This is a genomic window from Klebsiella sp. CB_Kp196 (genome assembly GCF_040061575.1).
Taxonomy (GTDB): Bacteria; Pseudomonadota; Gammaproteobacteria; order Enterobacterales; family Enterobacteriaceae; genus Klebsiella; species Klebsiella michiganensis.
Map to the genome: position 1 here is coordinate 1 of NZ_JBEAFH010000007.1, position 20,100 is coordinate 20,100.

At 51.5% G+C, this 20,100-nt stretch carries 26 protein-coding genes; all 26 read left to right on the top strand.

Annotation, left to right across the window (positions count from 1 at the left end):
* Positions 1-326: putative peptidoglycan-binding domain-containing protein (locus tag ABLU87_RS03905; protein ID WP_348866078.1), on the top strand; the 326-nt coding region annotated here is incomplete at its 5' end.
* Positions 323-667 carry a hypothetical protein gene (locus ABLU87_RS03910; RefSeq protein ID WP_114260559.1) on the top strand — a complete coding sequence of 115 codons (345 nt, stop codon included), beginning with the start codon at positions 323-325 and terminating at the stop codon, positions 665-667. The genes ABLU87_RS03905 and ABLU87_RS03910, both read left to right, overlap by 4 nt.
* The gene (locus ABLU87_RS03915) at positions 664-939 is read left to right on the top strand and encodes a hypothetical protein (RefSeq protein ID WP_114260560.1); all 276 of its coding nucleotides are present in this window, start codon (positions 664-666) and stop codon (positions 937-939) included. Before ABLU87_RS03910 ends, ABLU87_RS03915 begins: the two co-directional genes overlap by 4 nt.
* A complete protein-coding gene (locus ABLU87_RS03920) occupies positions 890-1,075 on the top strand; it encodes a hypothetical protein (protein WP_142675706.1) in 186 nt (61 codons plus the stop codon). Before ABLU87_RS03915 ends, ABLU87_RS03920 begins: the two co-directional genes overlap by 50 nt.
* On the top strand, positions 1,072-1,314 hold the full coding sequence (locus tag ABLU87_RS03925) for a hypothetical protein (RefSeq protein ID WP_064398221.1): 243 nt from the start codon (positions 1,072-1,074) through the stop codon (positions 1,312-1,314). Before ABLU87_RS03920 ends, ABLU87_RS03925 begins: the two co-directional genes overlap by 4 nt.
* Before the next feature lie 60 nt (positions 1,315-1,374).
* Positions 1,375-1,725: an HNH endonuclease signature motif containing protein gene (locus ABLU87_RS03930; RefSeq protein WP_185776577.1), complete on the top strand. Its 351-nt coding sequence runs from the start codon at positions 1,375-1,377 to the stop codon at positions 1,723-1,725.
* A gap of 130 nt (positions 1,726-1,855) precedes the next feature.
* Positions 1,856-2,350: a phage terminase small subunit P27 family gene (locus tag ABLU87_RS03935; RefSeq protein WP_004884285.1), complete on the top strand. Its 495-nt coding sequence runs from the start codon at positions 1,856-1,858 to the stop codon at positions 2,348-2,350.
* A complete protein-coding gene (locus ABLU87_RS03940; RefSeq protein ID WP_131929694.1) occupies positions 2,347-4,077 on the top strand; it encodes a terminase large subunit in 1,731 nt (576 codons plus the stop codon). The genes ABLU87_RS03935 and ABLU87_RS03940 overlap by 4 nt, the downstream gene beginning before the upstream one ends.
* Positions 4,074-4,235 (top strand): hypothetical protein, encoded by a 162-nt coding sequence (locus ABLU87_RS03945; RefSeq protein ID WP_165909781.1) that lies wholly within the window; start codon positions 4,074-4,076, stop codon positions 4,233-4,235. The genes ABLU87_RS03940 and ABLU87_RS03945 overlap by 4 nt, the downstream gene beginning before the upstream one ends.
* Entirely contained in the window at positions 4,225-5,451 is a 1,227-nt protein-coding gene (locus ABLU87_RS03950; protein WP_185776578.1) for a phage portal protein, read from the top strand. Before ABLU87_RS03945 ends, ABLU87_RS03950 begins: the two co-directional genes overlap by 11 nt.
* A complete protein-coding gene (locus tag ABLU87_RS03955) occupies positions 5,444-6,043 on the top strand; it encodes an HK97 family phage prohead protease (RefSeq protein WP_135721207.1) in 600 nt (199 codons plus the stop codon). The genes ABLU87_RS03950 and ABLU87_RS03955 overlap by 8 nt, the downstream gene beginning before the upstream one ends.
* Positions 6,044-6,052: 9 nt before the next feature.
* A complete protein-coding gene (locus ABLU87_RS03960; protein ID WP_075912858.1) occupies positions 6,053-7,291 on the top strand; it encodes a phage major capsid protein in 1,239 nt (412 codons plus the stop codon).
* A 78-nt stretch (positions 7,292-7,369) separates the two neighbouring features.
* Positions 7,370-7,687 carry a head-tail connector protein gene (locus ABLU87_RS03965; RefSeq protein WP_139512784.1) on the top strand — a complete coding sequence of 106 codons (318 nt, stop codon included), beginning with the start codon at positions 7,370-7,372 and terminating at the stop codon, positions 7,685-7,687.
* Between the two features lie 8 nt (positions 7,688-7,695).
* Positions 7,696-8,034 (top strand): phage head closure protein, encoded by a 339-nt coding sequence (locus ABLU87_RS03970; protein WP_196547563.1) that lies wholly within the window; start codon positions 7,696-7,698, stop codon positions 8,032-8,034.
* Complete coding sequence (locus tag ABLU87_RS03975) at positions 8,031-8,480, top strand: HK97-gp10 family putative phage morphogenesis protein (RefSeq protein ID WP_064353147.1); 450 nt, start codon at positions 8,031-8,033, stop codon at positions 8,478-8,480. Before ABLU87_RS03970 ends, ABLU87_RS03975 begins: the two co-directional genes overlap by 4 nt.
* The gene (locus ABLU87_RS03980) at positions 8,477-8,824 is read left to right on the top strand and encodes a DUF3168 domain-containing protein (RefSeq protein ID WP_181249887.1); all 348 of its coding nucleotides are present in this window, start codon (positions 8,477-8,479) and stop codon (positions 8,822-8,824) included. The genes ABLU87_RS03975 and ABLU87_RS03980 overlap by 4 nt, the downstream gene beginning before the upstream one ends.
* Before the next feature lie 56 nt (positions 8,825-8,880).
* Entirely contained in the window at positions 8,881-9,585 is a 705-nt protein-coding gene (locus tag ABLU87_RS03985) for an immunoglobulin domain-containing protein (RefSeq protein WP_196547576.1), read from the top strand.
* Between the two features lie 30 nt (positions 9,586-9,615).
* Complete coding sequence (locus ABLU87_RS03990; protein WP_196549062.1) at positions 9,616-10,020, top strand: phage tail assembly chaperone; 405 nt, start codon at positions 9,616-9,618, stop codon at positions 10,018-10,020.
* A 2-nt stretch (positions 10,021-10,022) separates the two neighbouring features.
* Positions 10,023-10,328, top strand: a complete 306-nt coding sequence (locus ABLU87_RS03995; RefSeq protein ID WP_196547567.1) for a DUF4035 domain-containing protein — start codon at positions 10,023-10,025, stop codon at positions 10,326-10,328.
* Positions 10,329-10,382: 54 nt separating this feature from the next.
* Positions 10,383-10,667 carry a hypothetical protein gene (locus ABLU87_RS04000; RefSeq protein WP_071561202.1) on the top strand — a complete coding sequence of 95 codons (285 nt, stop codon included), beginning with the start codon at positions 10,383-10,385 and terminating at the stop codon, positions 10,665-10,667.
* Positions 10,668-10,727: 60 nt separating this feature from the next.
* Positions 10,728-14,306, top strand: a complete 3,579-nt coding sequence (locus ABLU87_RS04005) for a phage tail tape measure protein (RefSeq protein ID WP_196549064.1) — start codon at positions 10,728-10,730, stop codon at positions 14,304-14,306.
* Between the two features lie 21 nt (positions 14,307-14,327).
* Positions 14,328-14,801, top strand: a complete 474-nt coding sequence (locus ABLU87_RS04010; protein ID WP_049088862.1) for a hypothetical protein — start codon at positions 14,328-14,330, stop codon at positions 14,799-14,801.
* Positions 14,788-15,273: a DUF1833 family protein gene (locus ABLU87_RS04015; RefSeq protein ID WP_032694759.1), complete on the top strand. Its 486-nt coding sequence runs from the start codon at positions 14,788-14,790 to the stop codon at positions 15,271-15,273. Before ABLU87_RS04010 ends, ABLU87_RS04015 begins: the two co-directional genes overlap by 14 nt.
* Before the next feature lie 9 nt (positions 15,274-15,282).
* On the top strand, positions 15,283-15,663 hold the full coding sequence (locus tag ABLU87_RS04020) for a hypothetical protein (RefSeq protein ID WP_032694758.1): 381 nt from the start codon (positions 15,283-15,285) through the stop codon (positions 15,661-15,663).
* A complete protein-coding gene (locus ABLU87_RS04025) occupies positions 15,660-18,743 on the top strand; it encodes a host specificity factor TipJ family phage tail protein (protein ID WP_128334835.1) in 3,084 nt (1,027 codons plus the stop codon). Before ABLU87_RS04020 ends, ABLU87_RS04025 begins: the two co-directional genes overlap by 4 nt.
* Positions 18,744-18,818: 75 nt before the next feature.
* The coding region (locus ABLU87_RS04030; protein ID WP_348868977.1) for a hypothetical protein at positions 18,819-20,100 on the top strand (1,282 nt) is incomplete at its 3' end.

Consider the following 20,100-nt stretch of genomic DNA (forward strand, 5'->3'; position numbering starts at 1 on the left):
AGTTGTCGCCAGTAATTGCACAGGAATTGTGTGATACCGGCGTGAACATGGGGCCGCGTGTCGCCAGTACATTCCTGCAGCGTTGGTTATCGGCGCTGAATATGCAGGGTAAGCTATATCCGGACCTGAAGCCGGACGGTGCAATCGGCAATCTCACCATCGCCGCCCTGAAAAGTTATCTCGCAGTTCGTGGCAAAGACGGCGAAGCCACGCTGCTAAAGGCGCTGAATTGCAGCCAGGGGACTCGCTATCTTGAGTTGGCCGAAGCGAGGCCAGCTAACGAAGCGTTTCTATACGGCTGGGTTAAAGAGCGGGTGAGCCTATGAAGATGATTATTTTCGCTCTGCTGGCGCTGGTAGCCGTGCTCGTTCTGTTGCTACTGCGCAAATATACCCAGCTGGAGTTTGTTGGTCATGCCCGGTTGCTGCTTAAAACATGGTCTGTCCGCCTGGGCGCTGCCGGCGCGCTGGTTGGCGTATGGGCGCAGTCATTCCCGGATGCCGCGCTCCATGCCTGGGCGATGCTGCCGACGGACATTAAAAATATTCTGCCGCCCAATGTTGTGGAGATGATTAGTCCTGCTCTGGTGGTGCTCGCCATTCTTTCTCAGTACGTCAGACAGCCAAAGCTGAAAGATAAAGCCGATGAGCAGCAGGAGGCGCAATGAGCCTTGAATTTACCAGCGGGCTGGTAGTCGTTCTGCTTGGCTTAATCGCTGGCGCGTTTGGGTTAGGCCATGCGCGCGGGACCAGCAAGGCAGAAGCTAAAGCCGAGCAGCAGCGAACCGAAGAGAACACCGCTGCTACCGTCGCCGCGGCAGAACGCCGGGCTGATGCAACGAAAGGGGCCAGCGATGTTGAAGAGAGCGTTAAGCGTATGCCTGATGACGATGTTGATCGCGAGCTGCGCGAAAAGTTTACCCGCCCCGGTGGTCGTTGATACGGCCTGCAACTGGGTGAGGGTCATCTACCTGACCGACCACGATATTGACGTTCTCGACCGTCAGACGAAGCGCGACATTCTGGCTCATAACAAATCAGTGCTGGCGAACTGCCCGCAAGGTACAAGCAAATGAACATCAATAATGTTAACGCCGCTTCAATCTTATGCGAACAGCTCAGGGAACTCGAAGCACAACGTGCAATCGTCGCGCGTGGGGAAGGGCTAGGTGTCACGATTCAGAGTCGTTATCAGGATGATGCCTTTGTTAATGCAGTACGCAGTAGCGTCACTGGTGAGCTTAGCCGACGCATTGGTGCGGTAAAGCATCAGCTTGCTGAACTTGGTGTAACGTCATTTACCAAAGAGCAGTAGGCATTACAGCAGGCATTCACTGAGTGCCTGTGATAATGCAAATCTCATAAGGACTTAATCATGCCCGCACTAATTCCCCGAGCATGCCGTAAGCGTGGATGCGCAGGCACAACAACCGACCGCTCAGGCTACTGCGAGAAGCATCGTAATGAAGGCTGGCAGCAGCATCAGCAGGGCAAGAGCAGGCATGAGCGAGGCTATGGCAGCCAGTGGGATATTAAGCGAGCCCGCATCCTTAAGCGTGACAATCACCTGTGTAAGAACTGTCTGCGCAACGGTCGTGCGGTAGCAGCTAAGACCGTTGACCATATCAAGGCTAAGGCTCATGGGGGTACCGATGATGATTCGAATCTTGAAAGCCTGTGCTGGCCCTGTCACAGAACGAAAACCGGGCGTGAACGTTTCAAATGATATCAATTCCCATTTGGATGACAACAGGGAGGGGGCGGGTCAAATCCCTGATGGCAAAGGCCCAAAGGACCGCCGCCTCAGTCAATTTTTTATACCCGCGAAAAATGAAATTTAACCAGGAGTAACGCTTATGGCTGGAACGGCGGGGCGTTCCGGGCGTAGACCAAAGCCAACAGCGCGCAAGGAGTTGGCCGGAAACCCCGGCAAGCGAGCCCTGAATAAAGAAGAACCAGTATTCACCCCCATCAATGGCGTAGCACCTCCGGACTGGTTTGCCGAAGAGGAACTCCCGTTAGCATCCATCATGTGGGAGCTGACGACCAAAGAATTATGCGGACAGGGCTTGCTCTGCGTGACCGATCTTGCAGTGCTGGAGCGCTGGTGCGTTGCCTATGAGTTCTGGCGAAGGGCGGTAAAAAATATTGCTGTTGATGGGTTATCCATCACTGGCGCAATGGGCGGGAAAATTAAAAACCCTGAACTTACGGCCAAAAAAGAACAGGAATCGGAAATGAGTTCTACCGGTTCAATGTTGGGGCTGGACCCCAGCAGCCGACAGCGCCTGGTCGGTCTGGCCGGGAAGAAAAAGAACGAAAACCCATTCCTGAAGATGATCACGCCATGAGCCGAAAAGCCTATCCTAACGTCAACGCTGCAAATCAGTATGCAAGGCATGTCGTCGCCGGAAAGATTCCGGCATGCCAGTATGTCATTGATGCCTGCCAGCGACATATCGACGATTTGTCAAAATCGCAGGGAAAGAAATTTCGATACCGTTTTGATAAAGACTCTGCTGAGCGTGCAGCCCGGTTTATTCAGCTTCTTCCACATACAAAGGGAGAGTGGGCATTCAAACGAATGCCGATCACGCTGGAACCATGGCAACTATTTATAATTTGTTGCTCATTTGGGTGGGTTCATAAAGGTTCCAGGCTGCGCCGATTCAGAGAGGTCTATACAGAAATCCCCAGGAAAAATGGGAAGTCAGCAATAAGCGCCGGTGTGGCGCTTTTTTGTTTCACCTGTGATGGTGAATTTGGTGCGGAAGTGTATTCCGGTGCAACCACTGAAAAGCAAGCCTGGGAAGTTTTTCGACCGGCACGGCTTATGTGCAAGCGGACACCGTTGTTAACTGAAGCATTCGGGATAGAGGTTAACGCCAAGAACCTCAGTCGCCCTGAAGACGGGGCCAGATTTGAGCCGTTGATTGGAAACCCTGGCGACGGTCAGTCACCGCATTGTGCCATTGTTGATGAATATCATGAGCATGAAAGTGATGCTCTATACACGACTATGATCACTGGCATGGGGGCCCGCAGACAGCCGATTATGTGGGCCATAACAACTGCGGGTTATAACATTGAAGGCCCTTGTTACGATAAGCGTCGTGAAGTTATCGAAATGCTGAACGGAACGGTGCCGAATGATGAACTTTTTGGCGTCATTTACACCGTTGATGAGGGGGATGACTGGACTGATCCGGCGGTTCTTCACAAAGCCAATCCTAATATGGGGGTATCGGTTTATTCTGACTTCCTTTTAAGCCAGCAAAGCAGGGCCAAAAATAATCCCCGCATGGCCGGGATATTCAAAACGAAACACTTGAATATCTGGGTTGCTGCCCGCGCTGCGTATTTCAACCTGTTAAGCTGGCGAAAATGTGAAGATCAAACTCTTACCATTGAGCAATTTGAAGGCCAGCCCTGCATTCTGTCTTTTGACCTGGCGCGCAAACTGGACATGAACTCTAAGGTTCGCTTATTTACCCGTGAGATAGACGGGAAACGGCATTACTACTGTATATCTCCGCGTTTCTACGTCCCTTATGACACCGTATACAGCAATGATATTGACGATCACCGAACCGCTGAGCGGTACCGGAAATGGGTTGAAGCAGGGCTTATCACTATCACCGAGGGGGCAGAAATTGACTACCGCGTAATACTGGAAGATGCCAAGCGTGATAATCAACAGACCCCTGTTGAACAAAGCCCCATCGATCCACATGGTGCGACAAACTTATCCCATCATCTGGCTGATGAACAGCTTAATCCGATAACTATTATCCAGAATTACACCAATATGTCGGACCCGATGAAAGAACTTGAGGCTGCTGTAGAGTCCGGGCGCTTCCATCATGACGGCAATCCGATAATGACCTGGTGTATTTCAAACGTCGTAGGTAAGCATCTGCCTGGAAATGATGATGTGGTGAGGCCAATAAAAGAGCAGAACGAAAATAAAATAGACGGAGCTGTAGCTTTAATAATGGCTATTGGTCGCGCAATGCTCAATGAGGAACGCGATTTCCTGTCTACTCTCGACCCGGGCGAAGGGCTTTTAATTATATGAAAACACTTATCACTGATGCCATTGGGTTGGCCGGGTTCGGTTCGCTCGCTGCAGGCGTATATCTACAGTTCGGACTGGCAACATCTTTGATGATGTCCGGTTGCCTGCTACTGCTTTATGCGCTGGTGGCGGCTATGAGGGGGAAAAATGCTTCTTGATGCCTTGTTCCGTAGTGAACCTCTGGAAAGCCCCGGCACGCCGATCACGGGCGAATCGGCAGAAACAGATAACATTTTTGCCAACGATGTGTTTGTCAGCCCGGAAACGGCCATGAAACTGGCTGCTGTTTACGCTTGTATTTATGTCATTTCATCAAATATTGCGCAGATGCCGCTCCATGTGATGCGGAAAACTAATAATAAGGTTGAAGCCGCTCGCGATCATCCTGTGTTTTATCTGGTTCACGATGAGCCGAATGTATGGCAAACCAGCTATAAATGGCGCGAGTTAAAACAGCGTCATATTCTGGGCTGGGGTAATGGTTATACATGGGTAAAACGTTCCAGGCGTGGGGAAGTCTCCGGGCTGGAATGCTGTATGCCGTGGGAAACGACGTTACTTAATACCGGCGGACGTTATACCTATGGTGTTTATAACGAGGAAGGGGCTTATGCCATTAACCCCGACGATATGGTGCATATTCGCGCGCTGGGGAATAACCAGAAAATGGGGCTCAGTCCTATTATGCAACATGCCGAGACAATTGGTATGGGAATGAGCGGGCAGAAATACACCAGTTCATTCTTTAGTGGCAATGCGCGACCAGCAGGTATTATTTCAGTCAAGCAAGAATTGAATAAGGAAAGTTGGGGATGGCTTAAAGAACAATGGCAGAAAGCAGCTGCCGCTTTGCGTAGCCAGGAGAATAAAACAATGCTTCTCCCTGCCCAGTTGGATTACAAGGCTCTTACTGTTTCTCCGGTCGATGCCCAGATCATTGATATGTCGAAACTGAATCGCTCAATGATTGCCGGAATATTCAACGTTCCGGCACATATGATTAACGATCTCGAAAAGGCCACTTTCTCAAACATTACGCAGCAGGCTATTCAGTTTGTCCGCTACACGATCATGCCGTGGGTGACTAACTGGGAGCAGGAACTCAATCGCCGTTTGTTCACCCGCGCTGAGCTGGCCGCCGGGTATTACGTTCGGTTTAACCTGACCGGTCTACTACGTGGTACCCCGCAGGAACGTGCTCAGTTCTACCACTTTGCAATTACTGATGGTTGGATGAGCCGCAATGAGGCGCGGGCCTTCGAAGATATGAACCCGGTAGATGGCCTGGATGAAATGCTGGTTAGCGTTAACGCCGCGAACCCGGCAGACAACTTTAAGGCACCAAAAACCGACGAGGAAAATACCAATGAATGACCGTGAAACGCGCTGCTATAGCGGGGAGGTTCGCGCGGAACAACGCACCGATGAGCCTACCCGCATTCTGGGTTACGGATCGGTGTTTAACAGTCGCTCTGAACCTCTCTGGGGATTTCGCGAAATCATCAAGCCCGGAGCCTTTGACGATGTGCTGAATGATGATGTTCGCGGACTGTTTAACCATGACCCCAATTTTATTCTCGGACGGAGCGCCGCCGGAACGCTGTCCTTGTCAGTCGACGATCGCGGCCTGCGTTACGACATTACAGCACCAGATACGCAGACTATCCGCGATCTGGTGCTGGCACCTATGCTGCGCGGTGATATTAACCAGTCGTCCTTTGCCTTTCGGGTAGCCCATGACGGTGAAAACTGGTACCAGGACGATGAAGGTATTGTTATTCGTGAAATATCGAAGTTTTCCCGGTTGTTTGATGTCAGCCCGGTGACCTATCCAGCATATCAGGAGGCCGATTCCGGCGTCCGATCAATGAAAGCCTGGCAGGAGGCGCGCAACAGCGGTGCGCTACAGAACGCCATTAATCAACGAATGGCGCGCGAGCGCCTGCTGACCCTTCTTAACGCGTAAGGAAATACCATGAAACTGCATGAAATGAAGCAAAAACGTAACACCATCGCCAAAGATATGCGTGCCCTGCATGACAATATTGGTGATTCGCCCTGGACTGATGAGCAGCGCACCCAGTGGAACGCTGCAAAATCAGAGCTTGATTCCCTTGATGAGCGTATTGCTCGCGAAGAGGAACTGCGCCGCCAGGATCAGGACTATATTGAAGGAAATGAGCAGGAGCAGCGCCAGCAGCAAAAACAGAACCAGGGCACACCAGAAGCACAGGCCGAAGCGCGCCGGGCTCAGGCGTTTGATAAATACTTACGCCAGGGGTTTTCTGAGCTGTCAGCAGAAGAACGTCAGGCTGTAAAAGAGCATCGTGCTCAAGGGGTATCTCCTGACGAGAAGGGCGGGTATACCGTCCCGACGCAAATGCTGAACAAAATCGTCGATGCTATGAAAGCATATGGCGGTATTGCCAGCGTTGCCCAAATCCTGAGCACGTCCAACGGGCAGGATATTACCTGGTCTACCTCTGATGGCACCTCTGAAGAGGGTGAACTTCTTGCAGAAAACTCTGCAGCTTCTGAAGGTGATGTGACCTTTGGAACTGCTGTACTTGGTGCCAAAAAACTTTCTTCAAAAATCATTCGCGTATCCAACGAACTGTTGCAGGATAGCGGGGTAGATATTGAAGCTTACCTGGCTGGACGAATTGCCCAACGCATTGGCCGCGGCGAAGCAAAGTATCTGATCCAGGGTACTGGTGCCGGCACGCCTACTCAACCCAAGGGTCTTGCAGCATCCGTTACTGGCACCGTGGATACTGCATCAGCAACTGCGTTCACCTGGAAAGAGATGAATGCGTTGCGCCATGCTGTCGATCCGGCCTATCGCACTGCTCCACAAATTCGCTGGGCCTTTAACGATAAAACCCTTCAGGTTGTGGAAGAGATGGAGGACAACCAGGGGCGTCCTCTTTGGTTACCTTCTATTATCGGTGGTGCCCCCGCCACCGTTCTGAACGTGCCCTATGTAGTAGATCAGGGGATCGCCGATCTTGGTGCCGGGAATAAATTCATCTATTTCGGTGATTTTAACCGCTTCATCGTTCGTCGCGTCACCTACATGACGTTGAAACGGCTGGTGGAGCGTTACGCAGAATATGACCAGACTGCGTTTCTGGCATTCCATCGTTTTGACTGCGTACTGGAAGACACGGCAGCTATCAAAGCGCTGGTGGGCAAACCGGCATCTGGCGGCTAAGGCAATAATCAGCTTCAACCTCCACCGCTCCGGCGGTTTTTTTTGTGCCCGCAGTTCGCTGCGGGCCAGGGGAAATACATGAGCACAACGATTGAGAAGTTAAGGGCTCAGTGTCGAATCGATATCGACGACACAACGGAAGACGAGTCGCTTATGCTCTATTATGGGGCTGCGCGCCGTAAGGCGGAGAACTTCATTAACCGTAATCTTTATGAAGATGAAGTGCCAGAAACTGATCCTGATGGGCTGTTGATTGCTGACGATATTTTACTGGCGTTGATGCTGCTGGTTGGGCACTGGTATGAAAACAGGGAAGAAGCTACAGATGCGGCCAAGGCCAGCATTCCCTTCGGCTTTACCTCTCTGATAGAGCCGTACCGCTATATTCCTCTGTAGGAGAATTTATGCAGGCAGGACGATTACGGCACAGGGTCACCATTCAGAACTTCACAACCTCCAGAACACCCTCAGGCCAGCCGGTTGAAAAGTGGGAAGATGGGAAAACCATCTGGGCCGAGGTTAAGGGGATAAGCGGTCGTGAGCTGTTAGCCGCTGGCGTAGAGCATTCTGATGCGACAATCCGGGTCTGGGTGCGTTTTCGCAGGGATATTTCAGCCACATCCCGATTGAAGGTACGGACCGGCCCGTTTAAAGGCGCAGTTCTTAACGTTACCGGGCCTCCGGTTCCGGATATCAAAGGTACCCGGCTGGAAATTCTCTGCAAACAGGGGACCGAAAAATGATTGATGTGAATCTGGATTTTTCCGGTTTGCAGGATATCGCCCGAGACCTGCAAACCCTCAGCAAAGCTGAAAACAATAAGGTCCTCCGGGATTCGACCCGCGCCGGGGCCGAAGTTCTCCGGCAGGAAGTGATTGACAGGGCTCCTGAGAAAACCGGGAAGCTGAAGAAAAACGTTGTTGTCGTCACCCAGAAAAGCCGCCGTCGAGGTGAAATCTCGTCGGGGGTGCATATTCGTGGCGTTAACCCGCGAACGGGGAACAGCGACAACACCATGAAGGCCAGCAACAAGCGGAATGCTTTCTACTGGCGCTTCGTGGAGCTGGGAACATCTACGGCCCCGGCACATCCCTTTGTGCGTCCTGCGTTTGATACCCGGCAGGAAGAAGCCGCACAGGCAGCAATGAACCGAATGAACAAGGCGATTGATGAGGTGCTGGCGAAATGACAGAGGATGATATCTACGCTTTGCTTGCTCCGCTGGCAGACGGGCGGGTTTATCCGTATGTGGTGCCGCTTGGCAGCGACGATTTACCCGCGGTGGCCGCTCCTTACATCATTTTCTCGATACCGACTGACGTTGCCGGGGATGTGTTCTGCGGCCAGGCAGAGTCAACGTTGCATATTCAGGTTGATGTATGGGCTGAAACGAATGACGAAGCCAGGGCGTTGCGGCTTGAGGCCCTTGCCCGGCTTGAAGTGCTTTCGCCTACCGAAGTAACCAAAATCCCCGGCTACGACACTACAACCCACTTGCATCGGGCAACGCTCGAAATAACGGTCATTGCCTGACTGGAACCAATCCAATCTGACCGCCGCTGGCGGTTTTTTCATTTATGGAGGCTGCAATGTCAGCACTATTTGAACGCGCCCAAAAAACGGTAGTAATGATTACATCAGTGCCGGTCACTGCGGAAGAGCTGGCATCGGCGACCTGGCTCAACCTGAGTTGCACCATTAAACAGGCCAGCTTTACCGCTGGTCAGAAAAACGATATTGACGTGACAACGCTATGCTCCGAAGAAACGGAGAATATCAACGGGCTCCCGGCACCGTCTGAGATGTCTCTCTCCGGTAACTTTTACCGCAACCCTGCGCAGGATACGCTGCGTACTGCTTACGATAATGACGGCGTATACGGTTTTAAGGTTGTGTTCCCTTCCGGGAATGGCTTCCTGTTCCGCGCCGAAGTTCGTCAGCATACCTGGGATTCACAGACCAACGGTGTTGTTGCTGCAACGTTCTCCCTGCGCCTGAAAGGAAAGCCAACCAACATTGACGCCTCTGGCATTCTGTCTTTTGCCACAGACCTTCCCGCATCGCAGACGGTAGCGGCCGGAAGCGCCCTGACAATGAGTGTGGTGGTTCAGGGCGGAACGGAACCCTATACCTACGTCTGGAAAAAAGGTTCCTCAACCATCAGCGGGCAGACCAGCGCAACGTTTAATAAGGCCAGCGCAGTATCAGGCGATGCGGGTGTTTATTCCTGCGTGGCTACCGATGCCGATGGCACCGTTATCACCTCTGCTGACCACACTGTCACCATCAGTTAATGGAGCGCCGGGAAACCGGCGATAAACTTAATGTCAAAACAGAATCTTAAAGCGCTGGCACTGGCCCCGATGGCGGGTTTTCGTAAAAAAGAAGTCACCGTTCCGGAGTGGGAAAACGCCAAAGTTATCATTCGTGAACCATCGGCTGAAGCCTGGATTCGCTGGCAGGGGATTGCCAGTCCGGAACAACCAAAATCACCGGAAGGGCAGGAAGCGCCAGAGGTGCCAGAACTGACCCCTTCAGAACGTGCGTTCCGCACGATGCGGGCAGATGTCACACTCTTCATTGATATTCTGCTGGATACCGACCTGCAGTACGTTTTCACCGTCGATGATACCGAACAGGTTGAAGCAATTTATGGCCCTGTCCATTCCCGGTTGCTGAAACAGGCGCTTGATCTCATTCGTGATGCGGATGATGCCAAAGCAAAGTAAAAATGCCTGGCATGCAGTTCCTGATGGCGCTGGCGCTCCGGATGGGCCGCACGCTGGGCGAACTGCGACAAACCATGACGGTCGGCGAATTCAGGATGTGGGCTGAATACGACCGAATCAGCCCGATCGGTGATATCCGTGGCGATATTCTCAATGCCCAGCTGGTTTCAGCGATGTACGGAGCGCAGGGCGGTAAAGTCACCATCGAAGATGCTCAACTCAAGTGGAGCACAGAAGAGGATGAGGTAATCGACAGTGGCGATCCCTTTGCAGGCTTAGAAGCCGCTTTGCTCGCGGCTTCTCAGTGACAATACATACGCGACGGTTTAGGATTCCCTATTGCCAATGAAAAGGGGAATTTTGTGAAAAAATTATTATTAGGTTTTATTTTTATCACATCAGCAGCTAGTGCAACGCAAATTCTTGAACCACAAGAACTGCAAAAGCTAACAAATACCATTTGTTCTCAGCACTCAGATCCATCTCTGTGCGTGAAAGCTTTTTATAAAGTTATATCATACGCCAAAGAGAATGATGATTACTTTTATTACTGTCAAAAATCAAAAGATTCAGGAATGTCAACAGATAAAGAGTTATGCAATCAATCTAAAATTCTGAGGGATTTCATTGACCAGAATGCAAACTAGATTGTTTGATTATAAAAAATAACCTGCTTCGGCAGGTTTTTTATTTTAAAGAGGTAGTAAATGGCAACCCTGCGTGAACTTATCATTAAGGTTTCAGCAAACTCTCAATCATTTCAGACTGAGATCGCCCGCGCTTCACGCATGGGACAAGACTATTATAAAACCATGCAAAATGGTGGACGTCAGGCAGCTGCGGCTGCGAAAGAAAGTCAAAAAGCTCTTTCCGAGTTAACCGATGGATTTGCTTCTGCTGGTCGAGCAGCTACGGCTGCGGCTGCAGCATTTGCTACAGGAAAACTGGTTCAGATTGCTGATCAATGGAACTCAGTGAATGCACGGCTTAAACAAGCCTCAGTGTCTACGAATGATTTTACTTTATCTCAGACCCGATTAATGGCGATTAGCCAGAGTACGGGCACTGCTTTTACTGATAACGCTAATTTATTTTCACGCGCGGCAGCATCAATGCGTGAATTTGGCTACAGCTCAGATGAAGTGCTCAAAATCACCGAAGCGGTATCAACAGGACTTAAACTATCTGGTGCAAGCACAGAAGAAGCCGGTTCTGTTATTACCCAGTTCAGTCAGGCCCTTGCTCAAGGTGTTTTGCGTGGTGAAGAGTTTAACGCGGTTAACGAATCTGGTGATCGTGTCATCCGCGCCCTGGCTGCTGGTATGGGCGTTGCTCGAAAAGACCTTAAAGCAATGGCTGATCAGGGGCAACTTACCATTGATAAAGTCGTACCAGCTTTGATCAGTCAATTAGGTGTATTACAGGGGGAGTTTTCCTCGTTGCCACCAACAGTTTCTGGATCAATGCAAAAAGTCACTAACTCTTTTATGGCATGGGTTGGAGGGGTTAACCAGGCAACTGGCGCGACAGATGCACTTTCTGGCGGTCTTGATGGGCTGGCAGGTACGCTGGATTCTCTTACATCTTCCGCTGTCAGCGGGGCCCTCAGTGACGTAGCAGATAATATGTCACTAATTACCACTGCTGCTGGTGGTTTGGTTGGGATCGGATTAGCCCGGTATCTTGGTGGGATTGTTACCAGCGCAAGCAGTGCTACTGGCGCACTTATTTCAGCGGCAAAATCTGAGGTAGCCCTTGCAGTCGCTCAAGAAAAAGCAGCGCAATCTTCTGTTGCCGCTTCCCGCGCCGCTGTTTATCGTGCCCAGCAAGCTCTTCAGAGTGCTAAAAGTGCAGATGTTCAGGCGGCACAACAGGAGAGGGTTGCGGCCGCAGAAGCCAAGGTTACTGCTGCGCAAGGTCGATTGACAACAGCTCTCTCCACCGGAACAGCTACAGAAAAAGTACGAGCACGAACAGCTCTGGAGCGGGCTCAGGCGGGGCTTGTAGCTGCAAAAAATGCCGATGCACAGGCTATTGCTGAAAGAAAGCTTGCCGCAGCGCAAGCGGCGCTTAGTCGTAATATTTCAGGTAGGGTTTCTGCTCAAAATAATCTTAACAGCGTTACTTCTGTCGGCACCCGGTTGATGAGCGGGGCTATTGGGCTGGTCGGTGGTATACCTGGGTTAGTTATGCTGGGTGCTGGCGCATGGTACGCTATGTATCAAAGCCAGGAACAAGCAAGGAAGTCAGCTCAGGAGTATGCCAGCCAAATAGATCAAATCAGAGAAAAAACCTCTTCAATGACTCTACCTGAGGTAGATAGTAATCGAAGATTAACGGTTGAGGCGATGCAGGAGCAAAAACGCCTAATCGAAGAGCAAGAGCAAAGTGTAAAAAAACTTAACGGACAAATAAATGATTTAAATGAAAGTAGAAGCAAACCAGGTATTACTCAAGAAAATGATTTAAATATTACAAAGGCTATTGCAATTTTGACCGAGCAGGTTGTCGTAGAAGAAGACAAGCTTCGTCAGATGCGAGAAAAATCCAGTGATATATTAAAGGCACTTGAGGAGAATGAAAGGAGAAGAAATGATCTTATAAAAGAAAGAGCATGGCGGCAAAATGCAGAATACCAGAGTCTAATATTGATGACTGGTAAGTATTCCGAAGTTAACCGTTTACTTGGATTAGGAAACCAGCTTTTAATGGAACGGCAGGGCTTGGTTAATGTTCCAATGCGAATGCCTCAGGCTGATTTAACTTCACAGCAAGCTAATGCTCTGGAAAAAAGCCGTCAGGACCTTGAACTATCAAAGCTTAAAGGAGAGGCAAAGGAAAGAGCCCGGTTAGGTTATGCAGCTGATGAATTAGGTCTTAAAGATGAACCTCAGTTTAAAACTAACCGCGATTTGTATATTAATCAGGGTTTGGCGAAATGGCAAAATGATGAATCGAATAAACCTACCCGGAAAGCGCCAAAAAGCGAAGAGGTTAAAGCGGCTGAAAAGACAGAAGACGTTTACAAGCGCCTTATTAAACAGCAGGAAGAACAAATTGCTTTGGGAAGCCAGAATACCGAACTGGCTAAAGTAAAATACCAGGTCACGCAGGGTGAGTTAGCCTCTCTTGAGAAAGCTAAAAAAGAAACCCTTCTGCACAATGCTGCGCTTATCGATCAGAAAAACATTGCTGAACAGTTAAAAACGTTCCGTGAGGGGCTGGCTGACAGCAACGCTGCTGCACGCGACAGGGGGAATATTGATTTTCTTGGTGCCGGGATGGGGGATAAGGCCCGCGACCGTATGAAGGAAATGGCGGATATTCGTACTGATTTTCTCAAACAGCAGCGGGACCTGCAGCGGGATTTCAGCAAAGGTCAGATTTCTGAGGACCTGTACAAACAGCAAACGGAAGCGCTACAGGCGGCGCTTACTGAACGGCTCCAGATTCAGGAGGACTACTACAAGAAAACCGATGAACAGCAGTCAGACTGGCGGGCAGGGATCAGCGATTCACTGATGAACTACGCCGATCAGGCTGCTGACCTCAGTTCAATGGCAGCATCAGCGACCAGCGAGATTCTCAATAACACCACGAACTCCATTTCCAACAACCTGACCAGTGTCCTGACTGGTGCGACTTCGTTCAAAGATGGGATGTCGAATATCTTCAGCTCTCTGGGTGAAACGGTGATTAAGACACTGATCCAGATGGCAACGCAGGCGTTAATCACCAAAGCAATTATGGCGTCGTTCGGCGGTGGTGCTGGTGGGATGTTCGGTAGTCTTTTTGGTGGAGCAAGTGGAGCTGCAAGCAGTGGAACTGCGCTGCAAAGCTTCGGATCGTCTTTTGCCTTTAATGCCCTCGGTGGCGTCTACGATTCTCCGTCACTTTCTGCATACAGCGGCGGCGTTTACAGCACTCCGCAGTATTTTGCCTTTGCGAAAGGTGCGGGCGTGTTTGGTGAAGCGGGTCCGGAAGCAATTATGCCGCTGACCCGTGGCGCTGATGGCTCACTGGGGGTTCGTGCGGTTGGACGTGAGTCACCGGCAGTCCAGGATGCTGCAAGGCAGATTGAGGCGCAGCCACGAATCGCGGTCAGTGTGGATGCCCGTAGCACGTTTAGCGGTCAACCGGATGACGCAACGATGCTGGCAGTAGATCGAAGGAATGCTGCACTGGAACGACGCATCATCAACACGCTCACTGCTGAAGTTAATAACCCCCAGAAGAAATTCGGTCGCGCCATCTACTCCAATCTACAGCCCAAAAAACCACGATAAACCAGCCCGGAGGGAACGTTAATGGCGGATATTATCTATCCGGATGAATACCTGCCCTTGCCGCTGATGGACGGGTACGGTTTTAAGCCCATATCACCGTTACTGCGAACGGAGATGACGTCCGGTCGTGCAAGGCAGAGGCGGCGATACACCTCAACACCTGCTCAGGCATCAGTGAAATGGATTTTCCAGACTGATGCGCTGGCTCAGGTTTTTGAGGCCTTTTTCCGGGATGCGCTGAAAGACGGCCAGTCCTGGTTCTATCTGAAACTCCAGACCCCTATCGGAGTAAAGCCCTATAAAGCCAGGTTCGTGGATATTTACGAAGGGCCGACACTGGTTGCACCGAAATACTGGCAGTACAGCGCAACGCTGGAATTGTGGGAACGTCCGTTACCACCTGCCGGGTGGGGAAATTACCCTGAATGGCTCGCTGGTCAGTCATTACTGGATATTGCACTGAATAAAGAGTGGCCGAAGCATGACAATTCTTGAGCAACTTTATGCCAGCAGCGGTTCTGAGGTCATTCACGACACGCTGCAGATCACGGCAGGTGATCAGAACTACTGGCTTACCCGTGGGTGGGACAACATTACCGCCACGTTAGAAGACGGGCAGCAGGCTACGTTTGAGGGATGTGCTATTGATATTGCATTACCCGCCAGGAATGCTGACGGCACGCAGGACCTGAAATTTGCCATCAGTAATGTCGACGGTGTGGTATCCGATGCGATTGACAAAATCCTGGACGAAATGACGTCGGCAACCCTGACTTTTCGGCGGTACATCTCCTCTGATTTATCTGCGCCGGCTGCATCGCCTTACACCCTTGATGTGAAATCCGGATCGTGGACGGCTACAGCGGTGCAGGTGACTGCCGGATATATGAACATTCTTAAAACGGCCTGGCCGCGTAATCGTTATAACCTGGCGGAACATCCCGGCCTTCGTTACATGTCCTCCTGAGGTTTTCACATGTTCAGTTCTGATAAATACCTTTCGGTCAAATGGCTGAAGGGCGGGCGCGCTTTTCCTGAGCTCGACTGCTTCGGCATTATCAATGAAATCCGCGGCGATCTCCTCCTCCCGTTATGGCCGGATTTTTCCGGCGTGACGAAAGATGAGGGAGGCCTCGATCGTGAGGCCCGGAAGTTTATGAAATCCCTCACGCGCTGCGAGCCCTGCATCGGCGCCGGGGTAGCGTGTTATTCCGGCTCAACCGTGACGCATGTTGGTATCGTCGTTTTGCTGGATGGTCAGTTGCAGGTTGCTGAATGTAATCCGGGAACCAACGTCACCTTTCTGCCTCTTCCTCGATTTGTCCGTCGGTTTAACCGTGTGGAGTTCTGGCAATGACGATAAGAATTTACCCATCCCGGCTTCCCGGAGAACCGCTTGAAACTCATGAACACGGCACGACTACGTTGCATCAGTGGATGGTCAGAAATGTTCCCGGATACAGCCAGGACAGATCACACCCCGTTGCCGTTGAATTAAATGGTCGCCCGCTTCCTCCCGATGAGTGGCCGCTTTGCCAACTGAGCCCTGACAGTGACATCAGAATTTATCCTGTTCCCTATGGGACGGGGCTGGAAATTGCCGTCTGGGTTTCGATTGCGGTATCAGTTGCCTCCGCTGCTTATTCATTATTCTTCGGGCCGAAAGTCGACCTCGGTGGTTATTCATCGGGTAGCGGTCGTTCGCTGGAGCTTAATCCGGCAAAAGCGAACACGGCGAAACTTGGTGACCCGATACGTGAGGTGTTTGGTCGATGCCGCATTTACCCTGATTATCTGGTTCAGCCGGTTACCCGTTTTGACCCTGACGATCCAACGCGAATGACGGTCGAAATGTTTCTCTGTGTCGGGCAGGGGAGATTCTCGTTTACGGGAGGAGATAAGCGGATAGGTGAAACCCCCGCGGCCTCGCTGGGTGATGGTTTCAGCGATCAGGTGTATCAGCCTGGAGAAGACGTATCTTCTGATCCGCGAAGCGAAAACTGGTTTAACTCGACAGAAGTCGGCGGAACATCAAGCGGAACAGGGCTGGACATGGCTCAGACCTCGCCTGATTCCGACGACATTATCGCTGACAGCATGACTGTTTCTGGTGCATCCGTAACGTTTACAGGACTGGACACGGACGATGACGACGATGACGACGAGGATGATAACGCTCTGCCTGCAAGCTGGGTTGAAGGTACGATTGTAGAGATTAAAGCCCCCACCAACTTCCTTATCTCCACCTCGTCAGGTTACAGCGTATTTGCCAGCAAGCTCCTGACTGAAGTTGCGCCGGTAGTTGGGATGCCGGTAACGCTGAGTTTTAACAGCGTTGATTACGATCTCTTTATTGCAGCCCATACGCCGGGGCAGGATGCCATTCCGGGAGAGGGTGGCAGTGCAGCCGAAATTCAGTCCAGCGCCGCACCGACGACTTACGATTTCTCGCTGGGCAGCACAACGTTTACGGTTACCTGGCACGGTACGACTTATACCGTCTCGCTTGTTGCTGATTATGTGAATATGTCCGGCCTTCTGGCAGCTATAACTGAGGGGCTGACGGGATCAGGACTGGCGGCGCGTGACAATGGCGGCACGGTGCTAATCACTGAAGAAGCAAGTCCGTTTGCGGGAGGAGACATCACATCTTCCTCTCTTCCCCCTTCTGTTTTTGGCGATACTCCTGTGTATACCTCAGGCAGCGCGTCAACGGGTGGTAGCGCGGCCATTACTGCGAGTGTGACCCTTGCCTATAACAGTGCGACCGGAACTGCGTTCGCCGGAGTACCGGAGGGCACTCAGCGCCTTTCGCTCGCACATCGGGGTAATGAATATCAGGTTGTGTCTGTTGATGGAACGACGGCAACTGTCGCGCGTCTTGTCAGCGGTTCCGTTGATGCTTCATGGCCGGGATTTTCCAGCAGGACGATGATTGACTATGAAGCTACGGGGCTTAACGACACGCTGAGCTGGCTGGGGCCGTTCCTGGCTTGTCCGGAAAATGAAGTTGTGGACGCCTTTGAGGTTAACTTCTCCTTTCCTAACGGTATTTGCGGCTTTGACAACAAAGGTAAGAAGCGCATCAGGCACTGTGAATGGGAAATCCAGTATCGGGTGTATGGCACTGGCTCCGGGTGGATCAGCAAGCAGGGAGAATATGCGCTCAAAAACATTAATGGGCTGGGGTACACAGAAAGATTTTCGCTCGACTCTCCCGGCCTGGTTGAGGTGCGGTGTCGTCGCCGGAATGAGCAGGGCAGTAATAACGCCCGTGACAATATGTACTGGCAGGCTTTAAGAGGGAGGCTTCTCGCACGACCCGCCTCTTACGCAGGTGTAACCACCTGGGCAATCACCGTTGAAACCGGGGGGAAGCTGGCGGCACAGTCTGACAGGCGCGTCAGTGTGGTCGCCACGCGAAACTATGATGGCGGTGGTGACAGAACCATTAGCGGCGCATTTCGTCATGTGGCAGGCAGTCTTGGTTTTAATGCTAACCAGATTGACGCCTCTGCGATAGAAGCTCTTGAAACTGCCTGGTGGACGCCAAGGGGAGAATATTTTGACTATGAGGCAAGCAGCGACAGTGCCTCAGCAAAAGATATTTTCGACAAAATCACCGAAGCCGGCATGAGTTATTTTTTACTGTCAGACGGGCTCCTGTCTGCCGGGCGTGAAGGCATCAAAAGCTGGACCGGGATCATTACTCCTCAGGATACGGTAGAGGAAATGCAGACCTCGTTCAGGGCGCCTTCTGACGATGACTATGACGGCGTTGACGTCACCTATATCAACCCGGTAACCTGGGCAGAAGAAATCGTTCAGTGCCGGACGACTGATAATCCTGTGCCGCGGAAAGTGGAGTCGTACTCGCTGGGTATTGTAATGACTGCGGATCGTGCTTACCGGACAGGGATGCGCAGGCTCATGAAGTATCTGCATCAGCGCAGGACCTATGAATGCACAACCGAGCTTCTTGGCTGGTGCTATCAGTTTGGCGATCACATCATTCTCTCTGATGATATTCCTACTGGTAAAACAATCAGCTGCCTGATCGAGGCCATGGCATTCGATGATGAAGTTATCACCTTAACGGTCACTGAGCCCCTGGACTGGAGCTACTCTAACCCGCGTTGCTGGATACAGTTTCAGGACGGTCGGCCATCAACCCGCTTATTAACCCCGACGCGCGTCGATGACTTTACTCTTTCAATACCGTACAACGCCGATCTGCATCCTGAAGACTGGACGATGGATGACCCGGATATTGAATTACCGCGCCTGCTGTTTTGCGACAGCGAGAAGGGTGCACGACACGGAATTATTCAGGAAATAGTCCCCTCGGATGACGGCACCTGTCAGGTGACCGCCCCGGAATATAAAGAAATTTTCTACGCATACGACGACGCCACATACCCCGGCGACGTCGCTTAAAACCAAAAATACCCCTTTCAACTTTCTTTCGCACAAACCCTCGTTTGCGCGAACGCCTTTTTTGGAGCAAAAAACATGGCCTTTAACCCGGAGCTGGGGAGCACGTCTCCCGCTGTGTTGCTCGATAATGCCAAACGTCTGGACGAACTCGTAAACGGCCCCGCCGCAGATGTTCCTGACCGCGGTGGAGACGCGCTTTATTCATGGCGCCAGATAATGGCGAAAATTGATGAGCTCAGGCAGGACCTGATCCCTCTCAGTAAGCAGTACATGACGCTTGCGGCGGCCCAGGCGGATATCGCGAATATACCGTCAGGTTCAGTTACTTATGTACGTAGCACTGACGGTAGTTCACTTGCAGATGAGTACATCAATAATGTGGGTACGCTGCAGCCCACTGGACGGAAAATGCCGTCGCAGAATTCAGTTAACCAGGCACTGATTGCAGTTGGTCAGGTGGCAACCGCTTCCTCTGTACGCGACAATCAGTTACACGGAATGAGTATGCCAGACCGGCGTACGCTGGCTGCAGACTTTACCCAGTATCTGGATGCGTTTTCTTCCGGCGGCTCATCGGCACTGAGCGGATCGGCGACTTATGCGGATCGCGTGTTGCTGTCCATTTCCTCTTTCTCTACTCCTTTTGCTACAGCCGCATGCACTCTGACGCTAACGGGAGCGGGAAGGACGCTGTTCAGTCAGGGGTTTTTTGACGGGGAAACGCTGACCGATGGTGTTTTGACAACCCCGTATTATGACGTGGCAATGCGCCAGTTCATTGTGGATAGTGTTTCCGCCAGTACGTTTAACACCTGGGTGTTGAAAGGGTCAATTAAACTCCCGCGGGCTTTTTCTGCTACAGAGGCGCGCGTGCTGCGCGACCGTAAAAACAGAATCCCTATCGGCATAGCATCGTCTGCATATACCTACACTGTAGATACGCTTGCTTTTGATGCCGAAAACGATCTGCTGTATGTCGCTGTATCACGTACGGTGATGATTGCAGCTGGGTATGACGACACAACGGAAGGGGCGCAGAAGTATTTCTGGGATACCTACGGCGGGATTATCCTCAGCCAGAAATCCACCGCTTCTCAGACGCTGCCGGAATACACCCTGTTTTTCTCAGAGGCGGGGACGGTGACAGCAGTAACCGACCAGAACTGCACGGCGACTATTCAGGTGACAAAAAAACTGTCTCTTGACGTGGGGAAAATGCAGTCAAACGCCAATGCCGTGAATATTGCTGCAAATTCTCAGGCATATGCTGCCGACAGGTTGCGGGCGCTGTCTGCTGAGTTGCCGGAGTTCAGTAACGATCTGGGTGTGGTAGGGAGTTTCGCCTCTGCGGTAGCCT